This window comes from Hanstruepera flava, from assembly GCF_023634025.1.
Lineage (GTDB): Bacteria > Bacteroidota > Bacteroidia > Flavobacteriales > Flavobacteriaceae > Hanstruepera > Hanstruepera flava.
This window is the reverse complement of the sequence record NZ_JALJCW010000001.1, coordinates 378998-404758: the sequence shown is the minus strand read 5'-3', so window position 1 is coordinate 404758 and position 25761 is coordinate 378998. Positions and strand designations below refer to the sequence as shown.

Here is a 25761-nt window from a genome sequence, read left to right as displayed (position 1 = left end):
TACGCGTTAATAAAGTATTATAAAAGAATACGTATTGAAGTTATGGATTTAAAAAATTGGTTAAAAATCAATATTGAGTAATTCTCCACTCATTTGAAGTACATTTAATTCTGCCAATTTAGCTTCATATTTAGCTTGATTTCTACTAATTTCTGCATTACGAAGGTTTAATTGAGCTTGTCTGAACTCTAAAGCGGTAGCTTGACCTAATTTGTACTTTTCTTCAGTACGGGTAAAATTATCAAAAGACGTTTTAATATTGTTTTCCTGAACATTATATATAACCAATTTATTTTGATAATCGTCCCAAGCATTATTAAAGTCACGTTCAATGTTAATAATCAACTCATCTTTTAAAAGTTTTTGGTTCTCTAAAACAATTTTAGTGTTCTTTATTTGAGTTGCTGTGCTACCACCATCAAAAATATTCCAATTTAGGCGTAGTCCACCGGACAAACCATTACCGGTGACTTCTGAAACAAAAGAAGCCGCATTGTTGTTACTTTTATTCCAACCATAAGAACCAATTAAATCTAAAGTGGGTAAGTATTGTGCTTTGCTAGATTTTATATCTATTTCGCTAATTAAAATATTTTGATCGGCTTGTAATAATGCCACATTATTAGCTTTGGTTTTATCAAGAAGGTCATTTTTGTTAAGTTGTAATAGGAAATCAATATCAGTTTCTACATTGAAATCTTCAATGAGGCTTGCTCCCAAAATAACATTTAAATCTCTTTTTGTGTTTTTTAGTTGTTGCTTAATGTTAATTAGATTAATACTATCGTTATTAATGTCAACTTGAGCGTTAAGGACGCCTAGCTTAGTGTCTTGGCCGTACTCAAATTGATATTCTGCACGCTTTAGTCTGTCTTTTGAAATATTAAGTGTTTGTTCTAAAACATTGGTGTTTTCTGAAATTCTGGCAACAGAATAATAGACAGAAAAGAGTTGCAAAACAACATTTTCAATAGTTTCTCTAGCTTCTAGTTTTGAGAGAGAGTATTCTTCTTTTAAACGCTGAACATTATATTGTCTGCCCATACCATCAAAAAGAGTGTAATTTAAATTTAAAGCTGCGTTGTAATTTGAACTTTCAGCACCTGATAGCGTTGTAGTTTCTCCATTAGAAAATTTAGCTTCAGTATTATCTAAATTGTAGTTTGCACCAGCACTTCCATTAATTATAGGTAGATAACCAGAGTTTAAAATATCAGTATTATTTTCAGCAATCTCAACACTATTATTGGTGATTTTTATTCCGTAATTATGTTCTAAAGCCAGCTCAAATGCCTCTTCGGTTGTTAAAAGCTGTTGTGAAAATATAGGCATGATGACCAATAACAAGCTATATGTAATAAGATTTTTAGTGCTCATGTTCTTCTTTTTGTTCTTTAATAGCACGTTCAACTTCCTCTTTACTCACTGGTTTATTGGTATATAACCATTTTGCATTCTTCTTTATGCTATTGTTGAAAGCTAAAAACAGTGGTAAAACTAAAAGTGTTAAAATGGTAGCATAACCAATTCCAAATGAAATGGAAATAGCCATAGGTTTCAAAAACTGTGCTTGTCTACTTTTTTCCAGAAGCAAAGGTGCCAATCCTGCAATAGTTGTTAAGGAGGTTAAAAAAATAGCCCTAAACCTAGACTTTCCAGCTTCAGTCAAAGCAGTGTCAAAAGACATACCTTCTCTAAGATTGGTGTTGAACTTCCCAATTAAAACAAGACCATCGTTTACCATAATACCTATAAGGGCAATAATTCCCAAAAGGGAAAGTATGTTTACAGAAAAGCCAAGTAACCAATGTCCCCAAGCAACAGCCGTCAAGCTAAATGGTACTAACAATAGTAACAAAATAGGTTGGCTGTAACTTCTGAACGTAAAAGCTATGGTTACATAAATGAGAAATAAAATAGGAATTCCTGCAGCTGCGAGCGATGAATTAAGCTTTTGTGCTTCACGATTCTGTCCTTCAAATGACGCTGTAATTGTTGGATATTTTGATTGTAATTCTGGAATGGTAACGGTTCTAATATCCTCTAAAATATCCGTATTGCTAGTGCTTGGGTCTTTAAGGTCTGCTGAAATTCTAATTTCACGTTTTCCATCTAAATGGTTAATTGCTACATCACCACGTTCAATAGTATAGGTAGCAATATCCTTAAGAGTAACACGTTCACCAGAAGGCGTAACAATACGCATGTCTTCCAAATTGTTTAGAGATGCACGGTTATCTCGGTCATAACGGACCCAAACTTTTATTTCATCTTGACCTCTTTGAAAACGTTGAGCTTGTCTACCAAAAAAACCTGATCGAATTTGAAACATAACGGTTGAGAGATCCAAGCCAAGCAGGTAGGCACTTTCTTTTAACTCTAAACGTATCTCTTTTATTCCAGCAGGATCGTTGTCTTCAATATCTTTAAGTAGCGGATTTTTTTCTAAAACTTCTTTTAACTCCTGTTTAGCAGCTTTCAACTCTTGAATATTATTACCTAATAATGCAACCGATACAGGACTTCCACCAAAATTTCCTCCTGAACCAAAAATTAAACGTTCAGTACCTAAAACAGGACCAACTAACTCACGAACTCTGTTAGCTACCAACGAAGCATTTATTTCATCAGGTCTTTCTTCGCCTGGTAACATATTGATCGTTAAGCTGGCACTTGAGCTGCTATTTAGGGACAAAATAGTATTTTCAAACAATTCTTTTCCAGTTCCGTTAAGATATTCTTCGGTAAACTCTTTATTGGCAACCAATGCTTTTTCCTCTATCATAGAGATGATTGAATCAGTCACACTAACATTTGTTCCGTTAGGCATATCCAATTCAATAGAAACACGGTCGCTGGCAATAGAAGGGAAGAGCGTAACACCAATAACGCCACCGCCAATTGAGCCAAATGTTAATACTAACAGTGAAACAAAAATTCCAAGAGAAAGTACTTTAAACTCCAATACAAAGTTGAGAACAGGTGTATATAGTTTATCTCTTAAAAACTTCATGATTCTGTCACCAATTGCATTAATACCTCTCATTTTAGCAAAAAACTGTTTTACTTTTGAGAGATTTTCATCTTTGTTTTGCTTTCTTAAGGCTTTAGAGTGCGCTAAATGTGCAGGTAAGATAATTAAGGCTTCAATTAACGAAACAGCTAATGTTAGAATAACAATTACAGAAACCTCACTAAAAAACTCGCCAATTCTGCTTTCTAAAAATAAGAATAATGAAAAGGCCAATAAGGTTGTAATAATTGCTGATACCACAGGAGGAATTACTTCCATGGTGCCATCTATGGCAGCTTGAATCGGTGATTTTCCTTTTTCGTAATGTTGATAAATATTTTCGGCAATTACAATTCCATCATCCACCAAAATACCGATTACGATAATCATTCCGAATAAGGAAAGTACATTTATGGTCACATCAAATTGTCCTGCAAAAATAAACATGCCTAAAAATGAAATAGGCAATCCAAACGCAACCCAAAATGCTAGGCGTGTATTTAAAAATAAAGACAAAAACACCAAAACGAGCAACATACCAATAAGGGCATTTTCGGTTAATAACTGTGTACGTTGGTTTAGCGTAATGGATAAGTCTCTTACCACATTTAGCTCAACGTTCTCATGTTTTTGGTTGTAAGTTTCAATATACTCTTTGACTTTATCTGCTGAAGAAATTAAATCTTCAGTATTGGTACTGGTTACCGAAATGTTAATGGCTAATTGTTGATTAAAATAGGTAGCATTTGGTGTTTCGGAAAATCGATCTCTTATTATAGCTACATCTTTTAGGCGAACAGTTCTTCCATTAGGTGTAGCTCTTATAACAATATTGGAAAGCTTGTCACCATAATACGAACGGTTATTGGCGCGAATTAAATACTCTTCTGCATTAGTTTTAATATTTCCACCGGTAATCAAAATATTTGAAGAGGCAACAGCTTGGGCAACTTCAGAGAATGTAATATCATAAGCCAGTAAATTGGTTTCGTTTACGGCTATTTCAATTTCCTCATCTGGATAACCTGTAACACTTACTTGAGAAATACCATCAATGGCTCTTAAGTCATTTTCTATTTGCCTACCTAATTGCTTTAAAGTTTTTAGAGGCACATCATTTCCGCTTAAAGCAAAAGATATGGTTTCTCGAATAGCTTCTTGCTTTGATACCACAAGCGGCTCCATACCTGTTGGGAAAGAAGGTACTCTATCTACGGCGTTTTTTACTTCTAAAAGCATGAAATCGATGTTTTCGCCTTTTTCAATTTCAACCGTAATAGTTCCGCTGTTTTCTCTAGAGGTAGATGTTACCCTATCAATCCCTTTTAACCCTTTTAGGTTATCCTCAATTTGTAGAACGATACCTTCTTCAATTTCCTGCGGCGAAGCTCCTGGATAGGTGATGTTAACATTAATGATTTTAGAATCAACTAGAGGGAAAAATGACGATTTAAGTGACATAATTCCTAAAACACCAAATACGAAAAATGCTATAATGAAAACATTTACAGCGACATGATACCGTATAAAATAAGCGATTATTTTCCTCATGATTATTGACTGTTTTTATTGTCAACAAAGGGCTGAACAAGCATGCCAGAGTATGCACCAACTACAGGCTTTTCCAATATAATAGTACCATCTGGTACATTTTTTAAAACCACTTTGGTCTCGGAGTAAAAAATGGGTTTTACATCTATAACATCTAACACACTATCTCTTACAATAAAAATTTGATCGCTATCAAGCATTAAATTTCTATTAACTTCAATGGCATTAGGTTCCTCTTTAGCATTTAAATTGGCTTCAAGATACATACCTTCTTTAAGATTCTCATTCGAAACTTCAATAAACGCGGTAATGGTTTGTGTTGTAGCATCTATACTTCCATTCACCCTAGAAACTTTGCCTGTATAACTTTCGGTATGTTCTAAATTACTTAAAGTAACAGGCTCGCCAACCTTTAAGAGACTAGCATAGGCCTTACTTAAAGCAACTTCCATTTCGTACACACTTGGATCTATATACTCACCTAGCTTTTGGCCGCTTCTAATTAAGGAGCCTTCTGTAACCAATGCTTCGGTTAAAATACCACTAAAAGGAGCAGAGATATTATATTTTGCCAAACGCTGTTCTAAATTTTTTACGTTGTAGTAGTTAGAAATAATACCACGACCCGTAATAAAATAGTTTTCCTTATCAGATGTAATTTCTGGAAGCTTTGGTGTGGAGTTATTAAGGTTGAAACTGTTTAAATATTTTTGCCATTTTTGGTACATGTCTGGAAAATCCAAACGAATATCGGGCATTATAGCTGCAATGGAATTGTATAAGTTGCTTTTGGCCGATTGTACACTGGCATAATATTCTGAAGCATCCATGCGAATAAGAGTTTCCCCTTTTTTATAGTTCTGTCCAGGTTTAAATAGCTTGTTCCCTGATTTAAAAATCCCTTGAACTTCTGCATAGAGTTCAACACGACGTTTGGCGGTTAACCTGCCATTTGCAGGAATAATAATATCAATTGTGGTGTTTTGTACGGTGTCTGTAAAAACCGTTTTGACTATCTTATTAGCTACTGGTTTAGGTTTGGTTTTATTGTCAATTAATTTTTTGGCAACAAAAAAAGAACCAATAATAACTAAAATTCCAATTATGGAGAGAATTACGTTACGCATAAATGATGGTTAAGTACTTTTAAGACTACAAAGCTATTTGTAAGTTTAATTTATGAGTCTTAAAAAAATCATAAAAATATCTGCTATTCTACTCAATAATAACTTTAAAAGCGTTTAGTAATGTAAGAGCACCTTCTTTTGAGAATTTGGCATATTCAATAACGTTGTTTTCAGGGTTAATATTAAAATTGGTGGCAGTTACTAAATCGGCTTTTTTCAGATTGGTATTGTCAAATGTAGCATGCTTTAAATCGGAATGATCAAAACAAGATTTCGATAGGTTGGCATTGGTGAAATCCACTTTTTCAAGAACGCAATGGCTAAAGCGTGTTTGATTTAAGTTTTTATTAAAAAACGAAGAAAAACTAAACAAGGAATGATGCGCTTCAAAAGAAAAAAGAAAATCACTACACTCGTAAAAATTAATTCCTAAAAGTTTACAATGCGAAAATAGAACATCTTTAAAAGTGGCGTCCTTAACTTTAATGCCGCTTAAGTTACAGTCCTTAAATTGACAATCGGTAAAGGATACGGCAGATAGATATGAGTCTGTAAAATCGCAATTAATAAAGATACAGTTGTCGTATTCTGCCTTGGTAAGGCTTTCTTTCCGATAGTCTTTTTTTTCGAATGTCTTGTCGGCAATAAAAGGTAAGGACATGTTTTGTTTTTTGTAAGCATAAAGATACAAAACCAACGATTAGAAAAAACAAAAGCCATATCACTTCAGATGTACACCTGATATTGATATGGCTTTCTTTGAAATTAGTTTTGCGTGATCTAGATACTATTGCTACTATCATTGTTAAATTGCTTCAACCTTTTCAATTCAAGCTAAACTAACTCAAATGAAACACTTGTTAACTGCAACTTTCAAAATGTATTGACCTGTTGCTAAAATGTTTCGTTTAATTGCTTTTCTTGATGTTCTTTCTGTTTACACGCCAATTTTCATGGTTTGCAACTTTAAAAACATTGTCTCGTCAACAGGCTATCACTTTCGGTCTCACCTATATTTAGAAACTTTCCACTTAAACAGCTACTACCTGCCTAAACATACAGTACGTTTTTAAGCTTCATGATTTTTTAGTTAAACACGCTTACACATGCTACCTCAAAACCTCAAAAAACAATCTATGATAAAGAACGTTACTTTACTGGAATTAAAGACTAATTTGTTATTTTCAAACGAAAACCAACCGAAGTTGTCCCTTAATCCTTCTGCTAATATAGAACAGCTTTTTAAAATTCCAAATTTTTTAAGCTATTAGATATCAACTGTTTATAAACTTGAGTTATTAACTTTTGTTAATAAAAAAAGCCCTGTAAAAACAGGGCCTTTCAACGTTATCAACTAATTATTAACGTTTCATACTTTCTTTAATTCTTGCTTTCTTACCAGTCAAGCCTCTGAAGTAATAGATACGTGCTCTACGTACGCTACCACGTTTGTTAACTTCAACTTTTTGTAATGCTGGCATGTTTACTGGGAAAATACGTTCTACACCAATAGTTCCAGACATTTTTCTAATGGTAAAGGTTTCAGAAGTTCCAGTACCTCTTCTTTGAATTACAACACCTCTAAAAAACTGTGTACGTGTTTTATTACCTTCCTTAATTTCGTAATAAACCGTAATAGTGTCTCCAGCGCTAAACTCTGGAAAATCTTTTCTTGTTACAAACTCGTCTTGTACAAATTTTACTAAAGATTCCATATCTTTAAATTTAAATAGAATTAATTCGAAACAACATTCACGATTCTCGCCAGAGGTTAACCCGAAATTGGGTGCAAAGATAATTAATAATTAGTAATGAACAATTAATAATTACTTTTTTTAATATGTTGTTTTTTGGTGTTTTAGGCTCACAAAACACCGTTACTCATCCAATAAATCAGGACGTCTTTCTTGGGTTCGCTTATAAGCTTGGTCTTCCCGCCATTTTTCTATTTCGGGAAAATTGCCGCTAAACAAGACTTCTGGAACATCCCAGCCTTTGTAACTACGCGGTCTGGTATAAATAGGTGGTGCCAAAAGATTGTCTTGAAACGAATCGGTTAGGGCGGAGGTCTCATTACCCAAAACGCCTGGAATTAATCTGATAACGGCATCACATAATACGGCTGCGCCCAATTCGCCTCCTGAAAGCACAAAATCGCCAATAGATATTTCACGGGTTATAAAATGGTCACGAACACGTTGGTCAACACCTTTGTAATGCCCACAAAGAATAATGATATTTTGTTTAAGCGATAGTTGATTGGCAATCCCTTGATTTAGGGTTTCACCATCTGGTGTCATATAGATAATCTCATCATAATCACGCTCGGCTTTTAAACCAGAAATACATTTGTCTATAGGTTCTATCATCATTACCATTCCTGCACCACCACCAAATTGGTAATCGTCTACAGATTTATAATTATCAGTGGTGTAGTCGCGTAAATTATGAATATGCACTTCTACCAAGTTCGCCTCAATGGCGCGTTTTAAAATAGACGCTTCAAACGGACTTTTAAGTAATTCTGGTAAAACAGTAATAATATCTATACGCATAGGTTTGCTTTAGACTGCAAATATACTTGAAATGTTTTTTGGAAAGGAAGGTTTTTGTTTTGGAGTTTTGTTGTGTTTACATTGGGTCAGCGATTAAGTGCGAATCCATAGTTCAGAAGTGTCAGAAATTCCGAATAGGAATTCCGAGTAATGAATTATATTCGTCTTAAGTTAGCTTTTGTATTAATGATGAATGATATTTCGTAAATCTATATTCGATTTTTGATGTAATAATCTCATTTTAGCACTATATTCAATAAATTTGGTATTAGGCAAGGACTTTTCAATAGGTATTATTGAATTTAAATATTTTAAGTAATCATTATACTTCAAATCATTTTTATAGGTGTATATAATTACTTCGAAATCATTAAAAAAGTTCTTAAGATTATCAACTTCTAATATTGAATATTTAATATTGTTATGCTCAATATAATTACTACCTATTTCAATAAAAATTACTTTTTTGTTTTCAAAAAACTCTTTAATAACTTCTTCTTGAATCGAATAAATTACCGTTGCTGGTGAAGTAACAATCAATTCTGGACTATTGACATCAGGGACTTCTGGAAAACCTAGTTGCTTATTTCGCTCTTTGTTTTCGTTTAAATCGTCTAATTCCTTTTTAGTTCGAATTCTATTGGGAGGAGTGAATTTAAAGAAAGAATTTGGTAGCATATATTTTATACCATACATTTTACTGATATTTGTCATCTCAAGATTGGTTCGATAAAATATTTTTTTATTGCAATTAGTTTGTGCAATTTCGGATTTGATTTCATCAATAATCTTGTAATCTGCATTTTGATCTGCAAATAAATGAACTCCCAACGGGTTTGTTGTAATTTTCCCATAGCCAGGATGTTTGTAATATGAGCCATAAATTTTTTCTTTCACTTCATGGATACTAATTTCTTCATCACCAAAATATACTTGATTGTCTCTATTTATAAATATTGAATGATAAGGAATAACAAGATATTTTTGTTTAGTATCAATATTTGGCAATTCAATATCAGAGTATTGTTGTGAATAGATTGAACATGTACAGATTAGAAAAAGGAACGATAATTTAGAGTAATTCATTTTTGTGTATAGTATTACAGCCAACATAACAATATGAATTCATTTTAATGCGGAAACGTATTCAGCACAGGTGATTTATATTTAGCGTAAACGAAGTTCGTTGATTTTGAGTTTAAAACAAAAAAAATCTGTAAACAATAGCTTACAGATTTTGTATAATATTAATCGAGAGTTTTATTAACTCCCTTTTTGCTTGTTAATTTCGTCTTGTAATTGGCGTCTTACTTTTTGCTCGCGTTCCAAAGCATTGCGTCTGTGCTCTTCAAATTCTTCTTCAATTTCAGCCAAGTTGTTTTTGGCTTCTTTGGTCACCGCATTACTATTTTTAAATTTATAAATAAACAGTAATAGTAAAGCCAATAAAATACCTAACATAGACCACATTAAAACATTATAATTGGTCTTGCTCATTTGCATACCAAAAAGCGACATGCTGTCCTTTTCTTTATTGGTGGCATCAAGTGTAGATTGGGTGTTGGTTAAATTGGTCTTTAATTCATTAATTTCTTTTGCTTGGGTGTTTACAATGGCTTGGGTGTCAAACAAATCTTTACGAATAGTTTCTAGCGAATCTATCGTATGAGCTTTTAATGTTAGAAACATACTTCTATTAACGGCCTCATACATTTGCCCATTAGTACCTCTAAAATTTCCAGATTTTTTTAAGACATATTCAAATTGATTGTCAATTGTGCTGGTGTTTAACGATAGTCCGTCATCATCTTCTGCAGTTTCGGTTTGGGCTTGAATGGTTGTAAAACTAAATAGGCTTAAAGCTATAATTGCTAAAAATTTAAACGTATTCATCAGGTTTGTTAAGTTTTTGTTGTTTACGAAAATAATAAATTAAGTTTAGTATCGATGGATATTAATAAAAAGCCTCACATTTGTGAGGCTTTTTGGTATATACGATGTAAATTATTATTTAGATGTTTTTTATACTAATAATATGTAAAACGTCTTACTTTGGCAATGTATTTCGCTAATCTAATCACCTGATGGCTATAACCATATTCGTTATCGTACCAAATATAAAGTATGGCGTTTTTACCATCTTTACGAACTATGGTTGCCTTACTGTCGTAAATTGCAGGAGCAGAGCTTCCCACTATATCGCTAGACACTAATTCGTCACTTAATTCGTATTTAATTTGCTCAACTAAATTACCTTCTAAAGCATATTTTTTAAGAACCGTGTTAATACTATCAACTGAAGTTTCCTTATCTAGTTCTAAATTTAAAATGGCCAAAGAACCATTAGGCACAGGAACACGAATAGCATTAGATGTTAATTTGCCTTCCAATTCTGGCAATGCTTTAGCAACTGCACTACCAGCACCAGTTTCAGTAATTACCATGTTTAGGGCTGCGGCACGGCCGCGACGATATTTTTTATGAAAGTTATCTACCAAGTTTTGATCGTTGGTGTAGGCATGTATAGTTTCTAAATGGCCGCTTTTTACACCAAAAGAATCTTCAATGGCTTTTAAAACAGGAGTAATGGCGTTAGTTGTACAAGAAGCTGCCGAAAATATATCAACAGTATCAGGGTTGTGGTCTAATTGGTTAACACCATGAACAATATTTGGAACACCTTTGCCAGGCGCTGTTAACAATACTTTATCTACACCTTTAGATTTTAAATGTCTGCTTAAGGCTTCTTTATCCCTGAAAGCACCTGTGTTATCAATAACCAAGGCATGGTCTATACCATAAGTTGTGTAATCAATATCTTCAGGAGCATTAGCCGAAATAATATTAACCGTTGTACCATTAATTATTAAGGCACTATTTTTAACATCGGCAACAACAGTTCCTGGAAAATCACCATGAACAGAATCGTTGCGTAACAACGAGGCACGTTTTTCTAGAACAGTTTGGTCAATTGCGCCACGTGTTACAATAGCTCTTAATCGTAACTGGCTACCTTTTCCTGTTTTGGTCATTAACTCTCTTGCAACCAAACGTCCAATTCTACCAAACCCATAAAGCACAACGTCTTTTGGTTTTATGGCTTTTTCGGTTTTGGCATCACTTAATTTATCAGCAACAAAAGCTAATGCATTATCAAATTTTTTCTCCTCTAAATGGTACTCATAGGTTAGCTTACCAATGTCTAATTTAGCTGGTGGTAAGTCTAATGTTTTAATAGCTTGCGCAATTTCAACAGAGTCGAAAATAGAAATAGGCTTCTGTACAAACTCACAAGCGTATTCGTGTAAATTTAAAATTTCACTCACATTTCTATCGATCAGTTGATTTCTAAAAAGAACCAATTCAATAGATTTGTCGTACCATAGGTCGTTAATAATTTTAATAAACTCTACGGTAGCTTTGCGTCTATCTGCTTGAAACGCCAATTCGTTCTCATAAGTTTCGTTAAAACTCATTGTTTTAAATATTTAGTGTGTTGTTAAATTTTTTGCAAAAGTAAGTTATTTCAAACGTTTTCGTTTAGATTTTTTGAAAATAAAAGTCCCTTTAACGTTAATATTTGTTAAAGGGACTAATTTGATGTATTATAATTTTATCTAAATATATAGCTCTGCTTTTGGCCACGCCTATTTATAAGCTCTAGGGTTTCAATTTTATCAACAAGCTTATCGCCATATTTATTCTTAAGTTTGGCAATATCTTCAACTGTATTTATTTTCTGACCATTAATTTCGGTGATGATATAACCTCTATTCAGTCCAATTTTTTGGTACAACCAGTAGTTGTCGTTTTTGGTTACCAATACACCGTTTTCAATATTATATTCATCCTTTATTTGTTGTGATAAATTTCTAACATGAATATCTAAAAACTCGGTTGTCATAATTTCAATATTTGACAAGGTAACCGGAAGAATTGTTGAATTGTTTCCTCTAATAATGGAAACGTTGACAACATCGCCAGGTCGTTTGGTGTTAAGGTAACCCGTTAAATCTGAAAATTTAGAAATCTTGACATCGTCAATTTTAGTTATAATATCGCCTTTTATAATACCTGCTTTTTGAGCACCAGACTTTTCATCTACAGAGCCAACAAAGAACCCTTCGGTATAATTAACTTCTAATTTTTCTGAAGTTTCTCCGTTTAAACTCCAACCGTTTACACCTAAAATACCATTTTGAACGTTGCCGAACTCCATAATATCTTCTACAACTTTTCTGGCTATATTACTTGGTACAGCAAACGAATATCCAATGTAAGAACCTGTTTGCGAACTTATGGCCGTGTTAATTCCAACCAATTCGCCATTGGAGTTTACTAATGCGCCACCTGAATTTCCTGGATTTACGGCAGCATCGGTTTGGATAAAAGATTGGTGGTTTTGTCCAGTTAAGTCTCTTGATTTTGCACTAATGATTCCAGCAGTTACCGTTGAGGTCAAGTTAAACGGATTGCCCACAGCTAATACCCATTCACCAATCTTAGCGTCGTCTGAATCTCCAAAAATTATATAGGGTAGATCCTCGTCGGCTTCAATTTTTAAAAGAGCAATATCTGTTTTCGGATCTGTGCCAATAAGTTTAGCATCGTAAATTTTATTGTCATTGGTGGTAATAGATATTTCACGAGCTCCAGCAATAACATGATTGTTGGTTATTATGTAACCGTTTTTATCTATGATGACTCCACTTCCTGTTCCCACCTGTGCACGTTGTGAACGTCTTCCAAAAAAGAAATCCTCAAGAGTTGTAGGGCTAGAAACTACGGCTGTGTTTTTAACATGCACTACAGCATGTAATGTTTTTTCGGCGGCATCAACGAAATTTGGAGCTGCTGGTAATGTATTTAGATTGGTATTGCCGTAATTAGTTTGGACAAACGAAGGGCTTTCTTCAGTATGTTCTGCTACTCTAATGGTTGCATTTTCTTCAATAAAAAGCTTATAGGCAGACAAGGTTATAAGGCCACCTAAAACGGAAACAAATAATAAGGTTGCTATTTTTTTCATCTGTTAATTGTTTTTTATAATTGAACAACGATTAAAATTAATTGTTTATTGATTTAGTTATTAAGTTTTAACTTTTTTTAACGTCATATTTAACGCCTGTTTAACATGGTAATTTGCCCTATAATATTCATATATTTGCTGCATCTATGAGTCTTACTTTTTTTAAATATCAAGGAACAGGCAATGATTTTGTAATCATTGATAATCGACAATTAGTTTTTGACAAAAACAATACCAAACTTGTCAAACACTTATGCGACAGACGTTTTGGCATTGGAGCCGACGGATTAATTCTGTTAGAGAATGACAAGACTTCAGATTTTAAAATGGTGTATTACAATGCCGATGGCAACGAAAGTACCATGTGTGGTAATGGTGGACGTTGCATTGTTGCTTTTGCCCAGTTTTTGGGTATTATAGAAAAGCAAACTACTTTTTTAGCCATTGACGGGTTGCACGAAGCTTATATTGATAGTGAAATAGTAAAACTTAAAATGCAGGATGTTGCTGAAATCAAAACATTTGATGACCATGTATTTTTAGATACAGGCTCACCTCACCATGTTCAAATGGAATCTGATTTGAAACAGTTAAATGTTAAAGCCGTAGGGTGTGGAATTCGATATGGTGAACCTTACAATGAAGAAGGTGCTAATGTAAATTTTGTATCCAAAATTTCTGATGAAGAGTTTGCAGTAAGGACTTATGAACGTGGCGTGGAAGACGAAACACTATCATGTGGAACTGGAGTTACAGCGGTTGCTTTAGCTATGTATGAAATTGGAGAAACCCAAAATAATACGGTAACCTTAAATACTGAAGGCGGCCCATTACAAGTCTCTTTTAAAAAGAATGATTTTGGGTACCAAGATATTTGGTTGATAGGCCCAGCTAAAATGGTCTTTAAAGGCGGTTTGTTATGATTACACTTAAAGGCAAAAACCTCTATTTAAGAGCATTGGAACCCGAAGATTTAGAATTTGTCTTCAGTATTGAGAATGATGAAGGTTTATGGGAATTAAGTGCTACGCAAACACCATATTCCAGGTTTCTTATAAAACAATATTTAGATAATGCGCACCAAGATATTTTTGAGGCTAAACAACTACGATTGGTAATCTGTAATTATAATGACAAAGCACTTGGACTAATTGACTTGTTTGATTTCGATTTTAAAAATAAGAGAGCAGGAGTAGGCATTTTAATAAAATTGCAAGAAGATAGGACTCAGGGTTATGGAAAGGAGGCTCTCGATATGTTGGTGAATTATAGTTTCAACACCTTGCATTTACACCAGTTATACTGTAATATTTCTGAAGATAATGAGGCTAGCCTTTCTTTGTTTGAAAAAAAAGGATTTAAAAAAGTGGGCTTAAAAAACGATTGGAATTTTAATGGTAAAACATATACAAACGAATTTTTATTACAATTAATTAATAAATAATGTACATCAAGAAAATACTTTGGGCAATTGCCTTACTGGGTCTGGTAGTGGCTGCTTATTTTGCATATTATGTCTACAGTGCTATGTTTAAGCCTAATACAGCTTTTAATAATGAAGAAGCTTATATTTATGTTGCTACAAATGCAACTTATAAAGATGTTCGTGAGCAGCTGGTACCTTTATTAAAGGATATTGATAAGTTTGATGCGCTAGCAGAACGTAAACAATACACTACTAATATTAGGGCTGGACGTTATGCTGTTAAGAAAGGTATGAACAATAATGACATTATTAACTCAATCCGTAGTAAAAATTTACCTATCCAAATAGCATTTAACAATCAGGAATCTTTAGAAAAGTTGGCAGGTAGGATATCTACACAGATAGAGGCGGATAGTTTGTCCTTAATTACAGCAATGAAAGATGAGGCTTTCTTGAACGAGCAAGGGTTTTCAAAGGCCACGGCATTAGGGATGTATATTCCAAATAGCTATGAGTTTTTCTGGAATACCTCCGCCGAAAAATTTAGGGAACGTATGCTAACAGAGTATAAGCGTTTTTGGACAGATGCAAGGATGGCAAAAGCAGAGCAGTTAGACATGTCGATACATGACGTTATGGCGCTGGCATCCATCGTTTATGAGGAATCGAAACAGAAGGATGAACAACCGAGAGTGGCTGGAGTTTACATTAATCGTTTAAAAATAGGTATGCCTCTTCAAGCTGATCCAACTTTAAAGTTCGCAGCATACCAATTGCCTGAATACCAAAATAAGGTCATCAAGCGTGTTTTAAATAAGCATAAAGAAATTGAGTCGCCTTACAATACCTACAAATACGCTGGTCTTCCACCTGGATTAATCACAATGCCAGATATCTCTGCTATTGATGCGGTTTTAAATTATGAAAAACACAATTATCTATACTTTGCAGCAGATGCTAAACGTATAGGTTATCACAAGTTTGCAAAAACTTTAAGCCAGCATAACGCAAATGCAAGAGCATATCAACGTTATCTATCGTCGCAAGGTATATATAAATAAAGGTGAGACGCTTTTTAATACATAGTGTTTTTATTTTTTTTTCGATTGCGTCGTTCTCACAATCTAAAGTCAATCTGTTTTTAAAACCTAGTGATACGTTAGATACTAAGAGGCGTAATGCTGTAATTATTACAGAAGCATCATTGGCAACGCTATCGCTTGTTGCTTTAGACCAATTGTGGTATAAAGATTATCCTAGATCAAAATTTCATACCATTAATGATAATAATGAATGGCTTCAGGTTGATAAGTTTGGGCATGCATTTTCGTCATATCAAATAGGTAAGTTTGGTGCACATGCTTTAAATTGGAGTGGTGTAAGTGAAAAAGATCAGCTAATTTATGGCGCGACTTTAGGTTTTGCTTTTCTTGGAGTTGTTGAGGTTTTTGATGGTTTTTCGGAAGAATGGGGATTCTCCTGGGGTGATATTGCTGCAAATGCTGTGGGCACAGGCTTATATGTTGGTCAAGAATTGTTATGGAGTGAGCAACGTGTTATCATGAAATATTCGTTTCACCAGACACAGTATGCGCAACAAAGTCCCGATGTTTTGGGAAATGGGCTTTTTCAAGAATTTTTAAAAGACTATAACGGCCAAACCTATTGGTTAAGTGTTAATTTGTATTCTTTTTTTAAGAATTCTAAAATCCCAAAATGGCTTAATCTAGCATTTGGTTATGGAGCAGAAGGTATGGTTTCTGATACTTCCATTACTACAACAAACACTTTTAATATTAATGAACCCTATAGGCAATTCTATTTTAGTCTAGATATTGACTTGAGTAAAATTCAAACAAATTCTCATGTTTTAAGAACCTTATTTGACGTTTTTAACATGATTAAGGTACCATTTCCGGCTGTGGAGTTCACCGATAAAAATGACATAATCCTCCACGGAATCTATTTTTAAGACACTTAAACGATTAATTTTCAAGGTTTAAAAAAAAGTCATACCTTTGCAAGCTGAAATTTCAAAGCAATTTTCCCTCAAGAAATGCGTTGAAGAAATTGAAAACTATGAGAAAAAATATTGGAAGTTTTTTAGCCCTATCGCTTACAATATGTGTTTTAGTGTTTAGTTCGTTTAAAACGAATAAAGCGATTACAGAAGACGTGTATTCTCAAAATGATGTAGCTTTAAATGAAGTTGAAACATCAAACGAAGAAATCTTAAATGTGTTTCCTGCACACAAACCCTACAAGCCTTTTTCACCGACTTTGGGTAAATCCTATATTGGTTTTAAAGAAGCTTTAGGCTTTAAAGAGTCTAGAGGAGATTACTCAATAGTGAATACTTTTGGGTATTTAGGTAAATATCAGTTTGGTAAGGAAACCTTAAAACTTATCGGAATTTATAATCCAATATTGTTTTTAAATACACCTGAATTACAAGAAAAAGCGTTTTTGGCAAACGCCGAGCGTAATAAGTGGATTTTGAGAAAGGATATTAATCGTTTTGAAGGTAAAGTAATAAATGGTATTGAAATTACCGAATCTGGAATTTTAGCTGCGGCTCATTTAGCAGGCCCAGGAAACGTTAAAAAGTTTTTAAGAAGCTATGGAGCTAATGGTTTTTCAGACGCTTATGGTACTTCAATTTCGTATTATATGAAAAAGTTTTCAGGTTACGACACTTCGTTTATAAAACCCAATAGAAAAGCAAAGGTTAAAATGAAAGCGTAATAGAATTTAGTTTTTATAAATAATAAATAGTGCAGGTCGTTTATGAAGGTCTGCACTATTTTTTTTCCATTCCCTTACCGTTTTTGTTTTAATATATTCTGTCTGCAAAGTAATATCGCAGGCTACACATACTAGTGTTTCATCATGTAAAGATTTACAAATGTCTTCCAGCATAGCATTATTTCGATACGGTGTTTCTATGAACAATTGTGATTGATTCTGTTGTTGAGATAAACGCTCTAATCGCATTAACTCCCTTTTTCTGTCATTTTTATCAATTGGAAGATAACCATTAAATGCAAAGCTTTGCCCTGTTAACCCTGAACTCATAATAGCCATAAGTATAGAAGACGGTCCAACTAAAGGCACTACTTGAATATTTCTTTCATGGGCAATTTTAACAACTTCGGCACCAGGGTCAGCTACGGCAGGACAACCAGCTTCAGAAATTAACCCAACGTCTTGATCGCTTAAACAAGGTTCTAAAAAAGTTGGGATATCTTGAGGTTCAGTATGTTTGTTTAGCTTAAAAAGCTTTAAACCTGGTTGACTTTTTTCAGGAGCGATTGACTTTATAAAGCGTCTGGTTGTTTTTTCGTTTTCAACTATATATGTGTCAATCCGCTCAATAATTCGTTTTACTGTAATGGGTAATACGTCTAACGGATTACTTTCACCAAGTGTTGTAGGTATAAGATAAAGTTTACCTTGTTTATTGGTCATTAGTTTACAACAAGTTTTTTTGTAATAGAATTTAAATTAGAGTTCGTAATTTTTATCATGTAAATACCGCTGGCAATATCATGAGTGGAAATGTTTATGTTTTTTCCAGATAGTTCAGTAAACGATTTTACTTGTTTGCCTTGCATATCAAAAATTGTAACATCTGTAATTTCACCAGTTGAAACGGAAATGATAAGGTTAGATTCAGTAGGGTTGGGATATAGTTTTATTTTGTTTTCATTGAATTCTTCAACACTTAAATTGGAATCGATAATATGGTATATATTGCCCGAATCACGACCAGAAATGTACAGTTCCCCATTAAAAGCTTCTCCAAAAGAAGTCCAACCATTGCCAGGAAACTGTTGAGAAAATACCATATCCCAAGTACTTCCGTTATATGTTAAAACACCTATTTCATTGCTGCAATAATCAGCAAAAAGATATTTGCCCGTCAAGCTGGAATAGACAGAACCACGATATACATAGCCTCCGGTTATAGAGCATTTAAATGCACCACTTGATGAGTGGGTGTATTGAGCAACAGGGAATGTCATAGTGCTCATACTGGGGCAGCCAGAATTATTGTAAACAGAATTCCCTTCATAACAGCGCCATCCGTAATTTAAGCCATCTTCAGTAATGGCAACACTGTTTATTTCTTCAATTTCAAACTGGCCAACATCTGCTAACCAAAGGTCGTTAGTTTGACTATCAAAAGAAAAACGCCAAGGGTTGCGCAATCCATAGGCCCAAATTTCATCTAAAGCACTAGTATTTCCAACAAAAGGATTGTCAGAAGGAATGGCGTAATTATTTCCGCCTTGAGCACTGTTCACATCTATACGCAACATTTTGCCCAATAAAGTTGTTAAGTTTTGGGAACGATTTTCTGGATCGCCTCCAGACCCACCATCTCCAGTTGCAATATATAAATAACCATCACTTCCAAAAGCCATATCACCACCATTATGATTAGAGTAGGGTTGTGATATAGTAAGGAGAATAACCTCGCTATTTGGATCTGCGGTGTTACCGTTAGCTGGGTTGGCAACAAATCTGGAAACTACTGTATTGCCACTATTATTAATGTAATTAACAAACACATAACCGTTAGTAAGGTAATTTGGATGAAAAGCTAAACCTAACAATCCACGTTCGTTTCCAGTGTTTATAACACGGTCGTCAATATTTAGATAAGGTGTGCTATTTACAGAACCATCTGTATTTACTATTTTAATAATACCATCTTGCTCTACAACAAATAGCCTGTCGTCACCGGCGTTTTTAATACCTATTGGACTGTCAAATCCTGAAGCAAATAGTTCGATATCTATAACTTGGGAAATTATTAAAGAAGGTAATAATAATAGTGCAAATAACAGGGTTAAGTTTTTCATGGCCATAATTTTTTATACAACCAAAATACAAAAAAATCAAAGAAAGATGGTTATTGTTTTAAAACCTATTTGTTGTTTTTGAGTTTGAAAGCTATCTCGTTACAAGCCTCATCAAGCATCTTAAATGTATTTTCAAAGCCTTGTATGCCGCCTGTGTAAGGATCTGGAACACTGTGGTTTTGATTAGGGTAAATCTCGTTTAGAATAAAATTGACTTTGTCAACATCGTCTTGATTTCTTGCCAATTTTATGACGTTTTGATAATTAGATTCGTCCATGACATAAATTAAATCGAAATTATCAAAATCTAAAACGGTAAATTGTCTGCCTCTCTGATTAGTTATGTCCAAACCATATTTTTCAGCTACCTGAATAGAGCGTTTGTCGGGTAAATCGCCAACATGATAGTTTCCGGTTCCTGCTGAATCTACAATAAAATCAGATTTGGGTAACTTTGATTTTAGAATACCTTCAGCTAATGGTGAACGGCAGATATTGCCTAGACAAACCATGAGGATTTTGGTCATAATGACAGTATTTTAAACGGATAGTTTCTTTGTTAAATCTTCAACGTATTTTCTAAACTGCTTGTCTGTTGAAGATAGATTGTCGACAGTTTTACATGCGTGTAGAACTGTTGCGTGATCACGTTTTCCTATTTGAGAACCAATGCTTGCTAGGGAGGCTTTTGTAAATTTCTTTGCGAAAAACATAGCTAATTGCCTTGCTTGAACAATATGGCGTTTACGTGTTTTTGATTGAAGTGTATCAACATCCATTTGGAAGTAGTCTGAAACAATTTTTTGGATATAGTCTATAGATACTTCGCGCTTGGTGTTCTTTACAAACTTTTCAACAACCTGTTTGGCTAAATCGGTAGTGATTTCTTTTTTGTTGAAAGACGATTGAGCAATTAGTGATATAATGGCGCCTTCTAACTCACGAATATTTGTTTTGATGTGCTTGGCAACATATTCAATAATTTCTTCAGGCATTTCAACACCATCACGATAGAGCTTATTTTTCAAAATTGAAACTCGTGTTTCAAAATCAGGGCTTTGTAATTCTGCCGAAAGTCCCCATTTAAAACGTGATAGCAAACGCTGCTCGATATCCTGCATATCAACAGGAGCTTTGTCACTTGTTAAAATAACCTGCTTACCATTTTGGTGTAAGTGATTAAATATATGGAAGAAAACGTCTTGGGTTCCAGATTTTCCTGAAAGGAACTGAACATCATCGATAATAAGTATGTCAATTATTTGATAGAAATGAATAAAATCATTTCTATTATTTTTCTTTACCGAGTCAATATATTGCTGTGTGAATTTTTCAGCTGAAATATATAAAACGGTTTTTTCTGGATATTTATCTTTAATATCAACGCCAATAGCATGAGCTAAATGCGTTTTACCTAAACCAACACCCCCAAATATTAATAATGGGTTAAACGATGTGCCGCCTGGTTTCGATGCTACTGCTAATCCAGCATTTCTTGCTAAACGATTGGAGTCGCCTTCCAAGAAATTTTCAAAATTGTAATTCGGGTTTAATTGCGATTCAATTTTAACATTTCGAATACCAGGAATGATAAAAGGATTTCGTAATTCAGGACTTTTGTTGTTTAAGGGGATATCAACATCTTGCGCTTTAACAGCAGTGCGATTGGAGCTAGGTATTTTTTCTGTAAATGGCTGTTTGTTGCCATAGGTGTTTTCCATCTTTATAATGTACACCAGTTTTGCATTTTCTCCAAGTTCTTTGTTTAAAGCAACCTTTAAGATTTTAACATAGTGTTCTTCTAACCACTCGTAGAAAAATTTACTAGGAACCTGAATACTTAAGGCGTTATCATCTAACTTAACTGCTACTATTGGCTCAAACCATGTTTTATATGCTTGCGGTTGTATATTATCCTTAATAAATTCAAGACAATTTTCCCATACCGATTGCGCAGTTCTACTCATTCTTAAAGTTAAAATTTACTAGTTAGTTAGTTGAAGAGAAGTGGAATTCCCTTGTTGATCTTTAGCACGACAAATATGTGAACAAAATTCTAAAAAAAAAAATGAATAGCTATTGAATTTTTAGAATTTTTTTCGCATGTTTAAATCCATGCCTAAACTACGAAAAAATATTTAATAAGCATTATGAATTTCGATGAAATCCCAATAAGAGTGAGATATGGTGAAACAGATCAGATGGGAGTCGTGCACCATGGTAACTATGCATTATATATGGAAATGGGGCGAACAGAATGGTTGCGAAAAAAAGGAATTTCATATAAGCAAATGGAAGATGATGGTGTTATGTTGCCCGTGATTTCTATGAGTTTAAAATTCAAAAAATCAGCTCATTATGACGAGGTAATTAAAGTGAAAACTAGCCTTACAAAACTACCTTCAGTTAAGATTGAATTTGACTATGAAATTTATAATGAATCGGATGAACTTTTGGTTGCTGCTAACACTGTTTTGGCATTTATAGATATGAAAAGCAAAAGACCAATTAAATGCCCAGATTACATTTTTGAAAAATTAAAAGTCTAGTTCTTTTATTTCAACTTCATAAAGATTTTTAAACGTTTCATAAACAGCCTTTGCTTCTTTGAGTCTTACCGAAATAGTGATTTCACATGAGAGTTCTAGTTTTTGATCTACAACATTGAGGTTACGTTCTTTAATAATACGCATGACCTTATTCATGTTTTTGTAATCAAAAGAAACTACATATTGAACATTAATTGTTTTGGTGATTATGTTAGACTCCTCTAAAGCCATTTGAGCAGCTGTTCTGTAAGCGTTTATAAGTCCGCCAACGCCCAATTTAACACCTCCAAAATACCGAACAACCACAATTAGTACATTGGTCACTTCAAACGACTGTATTTGTCCGTAAATTGGCATGCCTGCACTATTGTTCGGTTCACCATCGTCATTTGCTCTAAATTGTATGGTTTTTTCAGTTGCTCCCAATTGATAGGCATAACACCAATGTCTTGCCGTATGGTGCTCTTGTTTTAAATGTTCTAGATGGGTTTTAATGGAGTCTTCAGAACCAACGGGAAAAGCATAGCCGTAGAATTTACTGTTTCTGTCTTTGAACAAGACTTCAGGAGAAGCTTTTTTTAGGGTTTTGTATGTATCTTTTAATTTCAAATTATGCTAATGTAACTAATAGAATTGAGAGAATAGCAACTACTACGCCCAACCAGTTTTTTATTGATAGCTTTTCTTTAAACAAGATAAAACCTATCAATCCAGACAACATAACAATAGCCACATTGTTTACGGTAAAGATGGTTGAACTTTCTAATGATTCATGATCTAATGCTTTCAAGAGATAATAAATGGAAGCGTAATTTACAATTCCCAAAACAAAACCACCTACTAGACTTAATTTATTGAATTTTAATTCTCCTTTCAGCTTTTTATAAATCAAAACGGAAAATCCGTTAATGGCGGCAAAACAAAAAATAGTAGCTGAAAATAGTGGTATGCCATTATCTTCAATGTAATAGGTTTCTATGTATTTAATAGAGGTATCGATAATTCCAGAACCTAAAAACAGCAAAAACGGTAAAAGGAACTTGTTTTTCAGCTGGAAATTCGATCTAGGTTTAACCGAAACTAGAACCACAGCAACTAATGCCAGAAGAATACCAAATAGCTTTTGTAGGCCTGTGCTTTCTCCGTAAACATATATGCCGAAAATAACGGGAATTACAACACTCATTTTGGTCGCTACAGATGCAACCGATAGCCCGTTGCGTTGTGACACAATGGCCATAATGTTAAATATGGAAATAAACAACATGCCTAATGCAATAGCGCCAAGAAACCATTCGGATTGTATGGTTTCTGAGACATTAAAGGGCTTGGAGCTCAAACTAAACCCCATAATTGATGCCGTAACATAATTTACAACTATAGCTTGTAAAGTGTTTATCTGGTATCTGTCAAATAATTTAAATAACACAAAAATAGCTGTAGATGATAATATGCTAAACAGTAGATATATCAAAACAGGTGTTTCTTTAAAGAAAATAAATCAATAATGTCTTCTGAAGTTTCATCTATATTCCAAATATGAAAGCCCATTTCTTGAGCCCTATCAGTATTATCTTTGGTGTCATCAATAAACAGACACTCATTGGCTTTTAATTGATTTTCATTCAAAACAAATTGAAAAATATCTGCATTGGGTTTTCTTAAGCCAATTTCATGTGACAGGTAAAATTGATCAAAACAACTTTTAAATTTTTCATAGAAGGCTATGTTTTCTTTAATCCAATTAATATGTAATTCGTTGGTATTACTCAAAAGAATAAGCTGGTACTCTTTTTCTTGAGCGAGCTTTTGAATAAATTCCAAACGATAGTTAGGGAAATCTTTAAGAATGCCATTCCAGGCATCTAAAACGGTTTCCCTTGATAATTCTGGAAAGTTATCCAGATAGAATTCCAAAAATTCTTCGGTTGCAATAAGTCCCCGCTCGTATAGGCTGTTAATGGCTATGAGCCCTTCGGGAAATATATCTAGCTCAAATATGTTCAATGCATGTTGCATGGCGCCTTCTTTATCCAGATTGATAAAGACGTCACCAAAATCGAAAACTAATGTTTTTATTTTACTCATTTAATTGAAATCAGCTTTTGGGATTATAATAAGTTCTCAAAATATCATCTAAAATCTGGGTTTCAGTGTTTGGACTAACAGTCAATATAGGCGCTTTTATTCCCAATTTAAATGCTTTTGGACCTGTGAACACACGTGCTTCATCCCAAATATTTTCGTCAATAAATGTTTGAAGTGTTTTGCTACCACCTTCAATTATTACAGATTGGATATCTCCATTGTGCAAGTAATAACAAACGTTTTTGGCTAAATGCTCATCAAAATCAACCTCGTTTTCAGACAAGGAAATGGTTTTGACTTCATCATTAAAAACAGCTAATTTTTTTGATAATTTATAGGCTCTGTCAAGTACAATTCGAATCGGGTTTTTGCCAGTCCAACTTCTTACGGTTAGGCTCGGGTTATCGTCCAAAACCGTATTGGTTCCAACTAAAATGGCTTGCTCTTCGGAACGCCATTTATGAACCAACTGTCTTGAATGTGTGTTTGTTATCCAAACCGGTTTTTGTTCAGATTTGTTTTCGGGAGCAATAAATCCATCAGATGTTTCTGCCCATTTTAAAATGATGTAGGGCCTTTTTTTGTTATGAAAGGTAAAAAACCGTTTGTGGTGTTCTTGGCAAGCATTTTCCAACACACCAACAATAACGTTGCAACCAGCAGCTTCTAGCTTTTTAATGCCTTTGCCTGCTACTTTGCTATGGGTATCTACGGTTCCAATAACAACATTTGGAATTTTCTTTTCGATTATAAGACTACTACATGGTGGTGTTTTTCCATAATGGCTGCATGGTTCTAAAGTTACATATAAGGTAGCTCTTTCAAGAAGTTTTTTATCAGCAACCGATTGAATGGCATTGACTTCAGCATGAGGACCGCCAAAGGGGCTTGTAAAGCCTTCGCCAATTATTTTGTTTTCATGGACGATAACACAGCCAACCATAGGATTTGGAGCCGTTGTTCCTAATCCATTTTTAGCAATTTCAATACAACGTTTTATGTATTTTTCATGTATCTTCATCCCGAATTTTGAAGCCATAAAAATAGTATAATAAAGTGAGCAATAATAATATTGTTATTAGAGAAATAAGGAAAGCAGATGATATTGATATTGCTGAAGTTATCCGTAGTGTCCTTATCGAGTTTGGTGTGCCAAAAGTTGGTACGGCCTATGCAGATAAGTCATTGGATAAAATGACCGAGACTTATAATAAGGACAAAGCAAAATATTTTGTAATTGATAATAACGGAAGGATAATAGGTGGCGCTGGTGTTTCGCAATTAGATAATTTTGAAGGTCATGTTTGCGAACTCCAAAAAATGTATTTTTTGCCAGAGGCTCGAGGTATTGGTTTAGGTTCTCAAATGATGGAAATCTGCTTGAAACAAGCCAAGGCATTTGGATTTGAAAAGTGTTATTTGGAAACCATGCCTTACATGGAGGATGCCAGAAAGCTCTACAAGAAAGTTGGCTTTAAAATGCTGGATAAACCACTTGGCGATACGGGTCATTATTCCTGTAATGTTTGGATGATAAAGAACTTGGAATAATTTT

The 25761-nt window shown here is 34.0% G+C and carries 25 protein-coding genes; 7 read left to right on the top strand and 18 right to left on the bottom strand.

Annotation, left to right across the window (positions count from 1 at the left end; all coding sequences use genetic code 11):
* Window positions 1-60 precede the first annotated feature (60 nt).
* The 10 genes from MTX13_RS01890 to MTX13_RS01845 form a co-directional block, all read right to left on the bottom strand.
* A complete protein-coding gene (locus MTX13_RS01890) occupies window positions 61-1377 on the bottom strand; it encodes a TolC family protein (protein ID WP_250432685.1) in 1317 nt (438 codons plus the stop codon).
* Window positions 1367-4564, bottom strand: a complete 3198-nt coding sequence (locus MTX13_RS01885) for an efflux RND transporter permease subunit (RefSeq protein WP_250432683.1) — start codon at window positions 4562-4564, stop codon at window positions 1367-1369. Before MTX13_RS01885 ends, MTX13_RS01890 begins: the two co-directional genes overlap by 11 nt.
* A 2-nt stretch (window positions 4565-4566) precedes the next feature.
* Window positions 4567-5691, bottom strand: a complete 1125-nt coding sequence (locus MTX13_RS01880) for an efflux RND transporter periplasmic adaptor subunit (protein WP_250432682.1) — start codon at window positions 5689-5691, stop codon at window positions 4567-4569.
* Between the two features lie 88 nt (window positions 5692-5779).
* Window positions 5780-6352 (bottom strand): pentapeptide repeat-containing protein, encoded by a 573-nt coding sequence (locus MTX13_RS01875; protein WP_250432679.1) that lies wholly within the window; start codon window positions 6350-6352, stop codon window positions 5780-5782.
* 700 nt (window positions 6353-7052) lie between these two features.
* On the bottom strand, window positions 7053-7406 hold the full coding sequence (gene rplS, locus MTX13_RS01870; protein WP_104736136.1) for a 50S ribosomal protein L19: 354 nt from the start codon (window positions 7404-7406) through the stop codon (window positions 7053-7055).
* Between the two features lie 162 nt (window positions 7407-7568).
* Window positions 7569-8246 (bottom strand): tRNA (guanosine(37)-N1)-methyltransferase TrmD, encoded by a 678-nt coding sequence (gene trmD, locus MTX13_RS01865; RefSeq protein WP_250432677.1) that lies wholly within the window; start codon window positions 8244-8246, stop codon window positions 7569-7571.
* 183 nt (window positions 8247-8429) lie between these two features.
* Complete coding sequence (locus MTX13_RS01860; protein ID WP_250432676.1) at window positions 8430-9332, bottom strand: biopolymer transporter ExbD; 903 nt, start codon at window positions 9330-9332, stop codon at window positions 8430-8432.
* Between the two features lie 177 nt (window positions 9333-9509).
* Window positions 9510-10139, bottom strand: coding sequence for a tRNA (guanine-N1)-methyltransferase (locus MTX13_RS01855; protein WP_250432675.1), 630 nt, complete (start codon window positions 10137-10139; stop codon window positions 9510-9512).
* 134 nt (window positions 10140-10273) lie between these two features.
* Window positions 10274-11722 (bottom strand): glyceraldehyde-3-phosphate dehydrogenase, encoded by a 1449-nt coding sequence (locus MTX13_RS01850; protein WP_250432674.1) that lies wholly within the window; start codon window positions 11720-11722, stop codon window positions 10274-10276.
* Between the two features lie 137 nt (window positions 11723-11859).
* On the bottom strand, window positions 11860-13275 hold the full coding sequence (locus MTX13_RS01845; RefSeq protein ID WP_250432673.1) for a trypsin-like peptidase domain-containing protein: 1416 nt from the start codon (window positions 13273-13275) through the stop codon (window positions 11860-11862).
* Window positions 13276-13421: 146 nt separating this feature from the next.
* On the opposite strand from MTX13_RS01845, the gene dapF reads away from it, so the two are divergent.
* The 5 genes from dapF (at window position 13422) to MTX13_RS01820 (ending at window position 17446) form a co-directional block, all read left to right on the top strand.
* A complete protein-coding gene (dapF, locus tag MTX13_RS01840; RefSeq protein ID WP_250432672.1) occupies window positions 13422-14198 on the top strand; it encodes a diaminopimelate epimerase in 777 nt (258 codons plus the stop codon).
* Window positions 14195-14719, top strand: a complete 525-nt coding sequence (locus MTX13_RS01835; RefSeq protein WP_250432671.1) for a GNAT family N-acetyltransferase — start codon at window positions 14195-14197, stop codon at window positions 14717-14719. The genes dapF and MTX13_RS01835 overlap by 4 nt, the downstream gene beginning before the upstream one ends.
* Window positions 14719-15762 carry an endolytic transglycosylase MltG gene (mltG, locus tag MTX13_RS01830; RefSeq protein ID WP_250432670.1) on the top strand — a complete coding sequence of 348 codons (1044 nt, stop codon included), beginning with the start codon at window positions 14719-14721 and terminating at the stop codon, window positions 15760-15762. Before MTX13_RS01835 ends, mltG begins: the two co-directional genes overlap by 1 nt.
* Window positions 15763-15764: 2 nt before the next feature.
* Complete coding sequence (locus MTX13_RS01825) at window positions 15765-16673, top strand: DUF2279 domain-containing protein (RefSeq protein WP_250432668.1); 909 nt, start codon at window positions 15765-15767, stop codon at window positions 16671-16673.
* Between the two features lie 107 nt (window positions 16674-16780).
* On the top strand, window positions 16781-17446 hold the full coding sequence (locus tag MTX13_RS01820; protein WP_250432666.1) for a peptidoglycan-binding protein LysM: 666 nt from the start codon (window positions 16781-16783) through the stop codon (window positions 17444-17446).
* Between the two features lie 6 nt (window positions 17447-17452).
* Here MTX13_RS01820 and MTX13_RS01815 read toward each other — a convergent pair whose 3' ends face one another.
* The 4 genes from MTX13_RS01815 to dnaA all read right to left on the bottom strand — a co-directional run bounded on the left by MTX13_RS01815 (window position 17453) and on the right by dnaA (window position 21536).
* Window positions 17453-18169, bottom strand: a complete 717-nt coding sequence (locus MTX13_RS01815; RefSeq protein ID WP_250432665.1) for an SAM-dependent methyltransferase — start codon at window positions 18167-18169, stop codon at window positions 17453-17455.
* Window positions 18169-19569, bottom strand: coding sequence for a PQQ-dependent sugar dehydrogenase (locus MTX13_RS01810; protein ID WP_250432664.1), 1401 nt, complete (start codon window positions 19567-19569; stop codon window positions 18169-18171). Before MTX13_RS01810 ends, MTX13_RS01815 begins: the two co-directional genes overlap by 1 nt.
* 65 nt (window positions 19570-19634) lie before the next feature.
* Window positions 19635-20096 carry a low molecular weight protein-tyrosine-phosphatase gene (locus tag MTX13_RS01805; protein WP_250432662.1) on the bottom strand — a complete coding sequence of 154 codons (462 nt, stop codon included), beginning with the start codon at window positions 20094-20096 and terminating at the stop codon, window positions 19635-19637.
* A 12-nt stretch (window positions 20097-20108) separates the two neighbouring features.
* Window positions 20109-21536 (bottom strand): chromosomal replication initiator protein DnaA, encoded by a 1428-nt coding sequence (gene dnaA / locus MTX13_RS01800; RefSeq protein WP_250432661.1) that lies wholly within the window; start codon window positions 21534-21536, stop codon window positions 20109-20111.
* A 183-nt stretch (window positions 21537-21719) separates the two neighbouring features.
* Between dnaA and MTX13_RS01795 the strand changes: the two genes are divergently transcribed.
* On the top strand, window positions 21720-22118 hold the full coding sequence (locus MTX13_RS01795; RefSeq protein WP_250432659.1) for an acyl-CoA thioesterase: 399 nt from the start codon (window positions 21720-21722) through the stop codon (window positions 22116-22118).
* Here the strand turns inward: MTX13_RS01795 and MTX13_RS01790 are convergent.
* Genes MTX13_RS01790 through ribD form a run of 4 tightly spaced genes read right to left on the bottom strand, consistent with a single transcriptional unit; the run spans window position 22107 to window position 25227 of the window.
* A complete protein-coding gene (locus MTX13_RS01790; RefSeq protein ID WP_250432658.1) occupies window positions 22107-22727 on the bottom strand; it encodes an IMPACT family protein in 621 nt (206 codons plus the stop codon). The two genes, MTX13_RS01795 and MTX13_RS01790, sit on opposite strands and share 12 nt — an antisense overlap.
* Before the next feature lies 1 nt (window position 22728).
* The gene (locus MTX13_RS01785; RefSeq protein WP_250432657.1) at window positions 22729-23592 is read right to left on the bottom strand and encodes an EamA/RhaT family transporter; all 864 of its coding nucleotides are present in this window, start codon (window positions 23590-23592) and stop codon (window positions 22729-22731) included.
* The gene (locus tag MTX13_RS01780) at window positions 23589-24206 is read right to left on the bottom strand and encodes an HAD family hydrolase (protein ID WP_250432656.1); all 618 of its coding nucleotides are present in this window, start codon (window positions 24204-24206) and stop codon (window positions 23589-23591) included. The genes MTX13_RS01785 and MTX13_RS01780 overlap by 4 nt, the downstream gene beginning before the upstream one ends.
* Before the next feature lie 10 nt (window positions 24207-24216).
* A complete protein-coding gene (gene ribD, locus MTX13_RS01775; protein ID WP_250433852.1) occupies window positions 24217-25227 on the bottom strand; it encodes a bifunctional diaminohydroxyphosphoribosylaminopyrimidine deaminase/5-amino-6-(5-phosphoribosylamino)uracil reductase RibD in 1011 nt (336 codons plus the stop codon).
* 35 nt (window positions 25228-25262) lie between these two features.
* Between ribD and MTX13_RS01770 the strand changes: the two genes are divergently transcribed.
* A complete protein-coding gene (locus tag MTX13_RS01770) occupies window positions 25263-25757 on the top strand; it encodes a GNAT family N-acetyltransferase (RefSeq protein ID WP_250432655.1) in 495 nt (164 codons plus the stop codon).
* The last annotated feature ends 4 nt before the right edge of the window (window positions 25758-25761 follow it).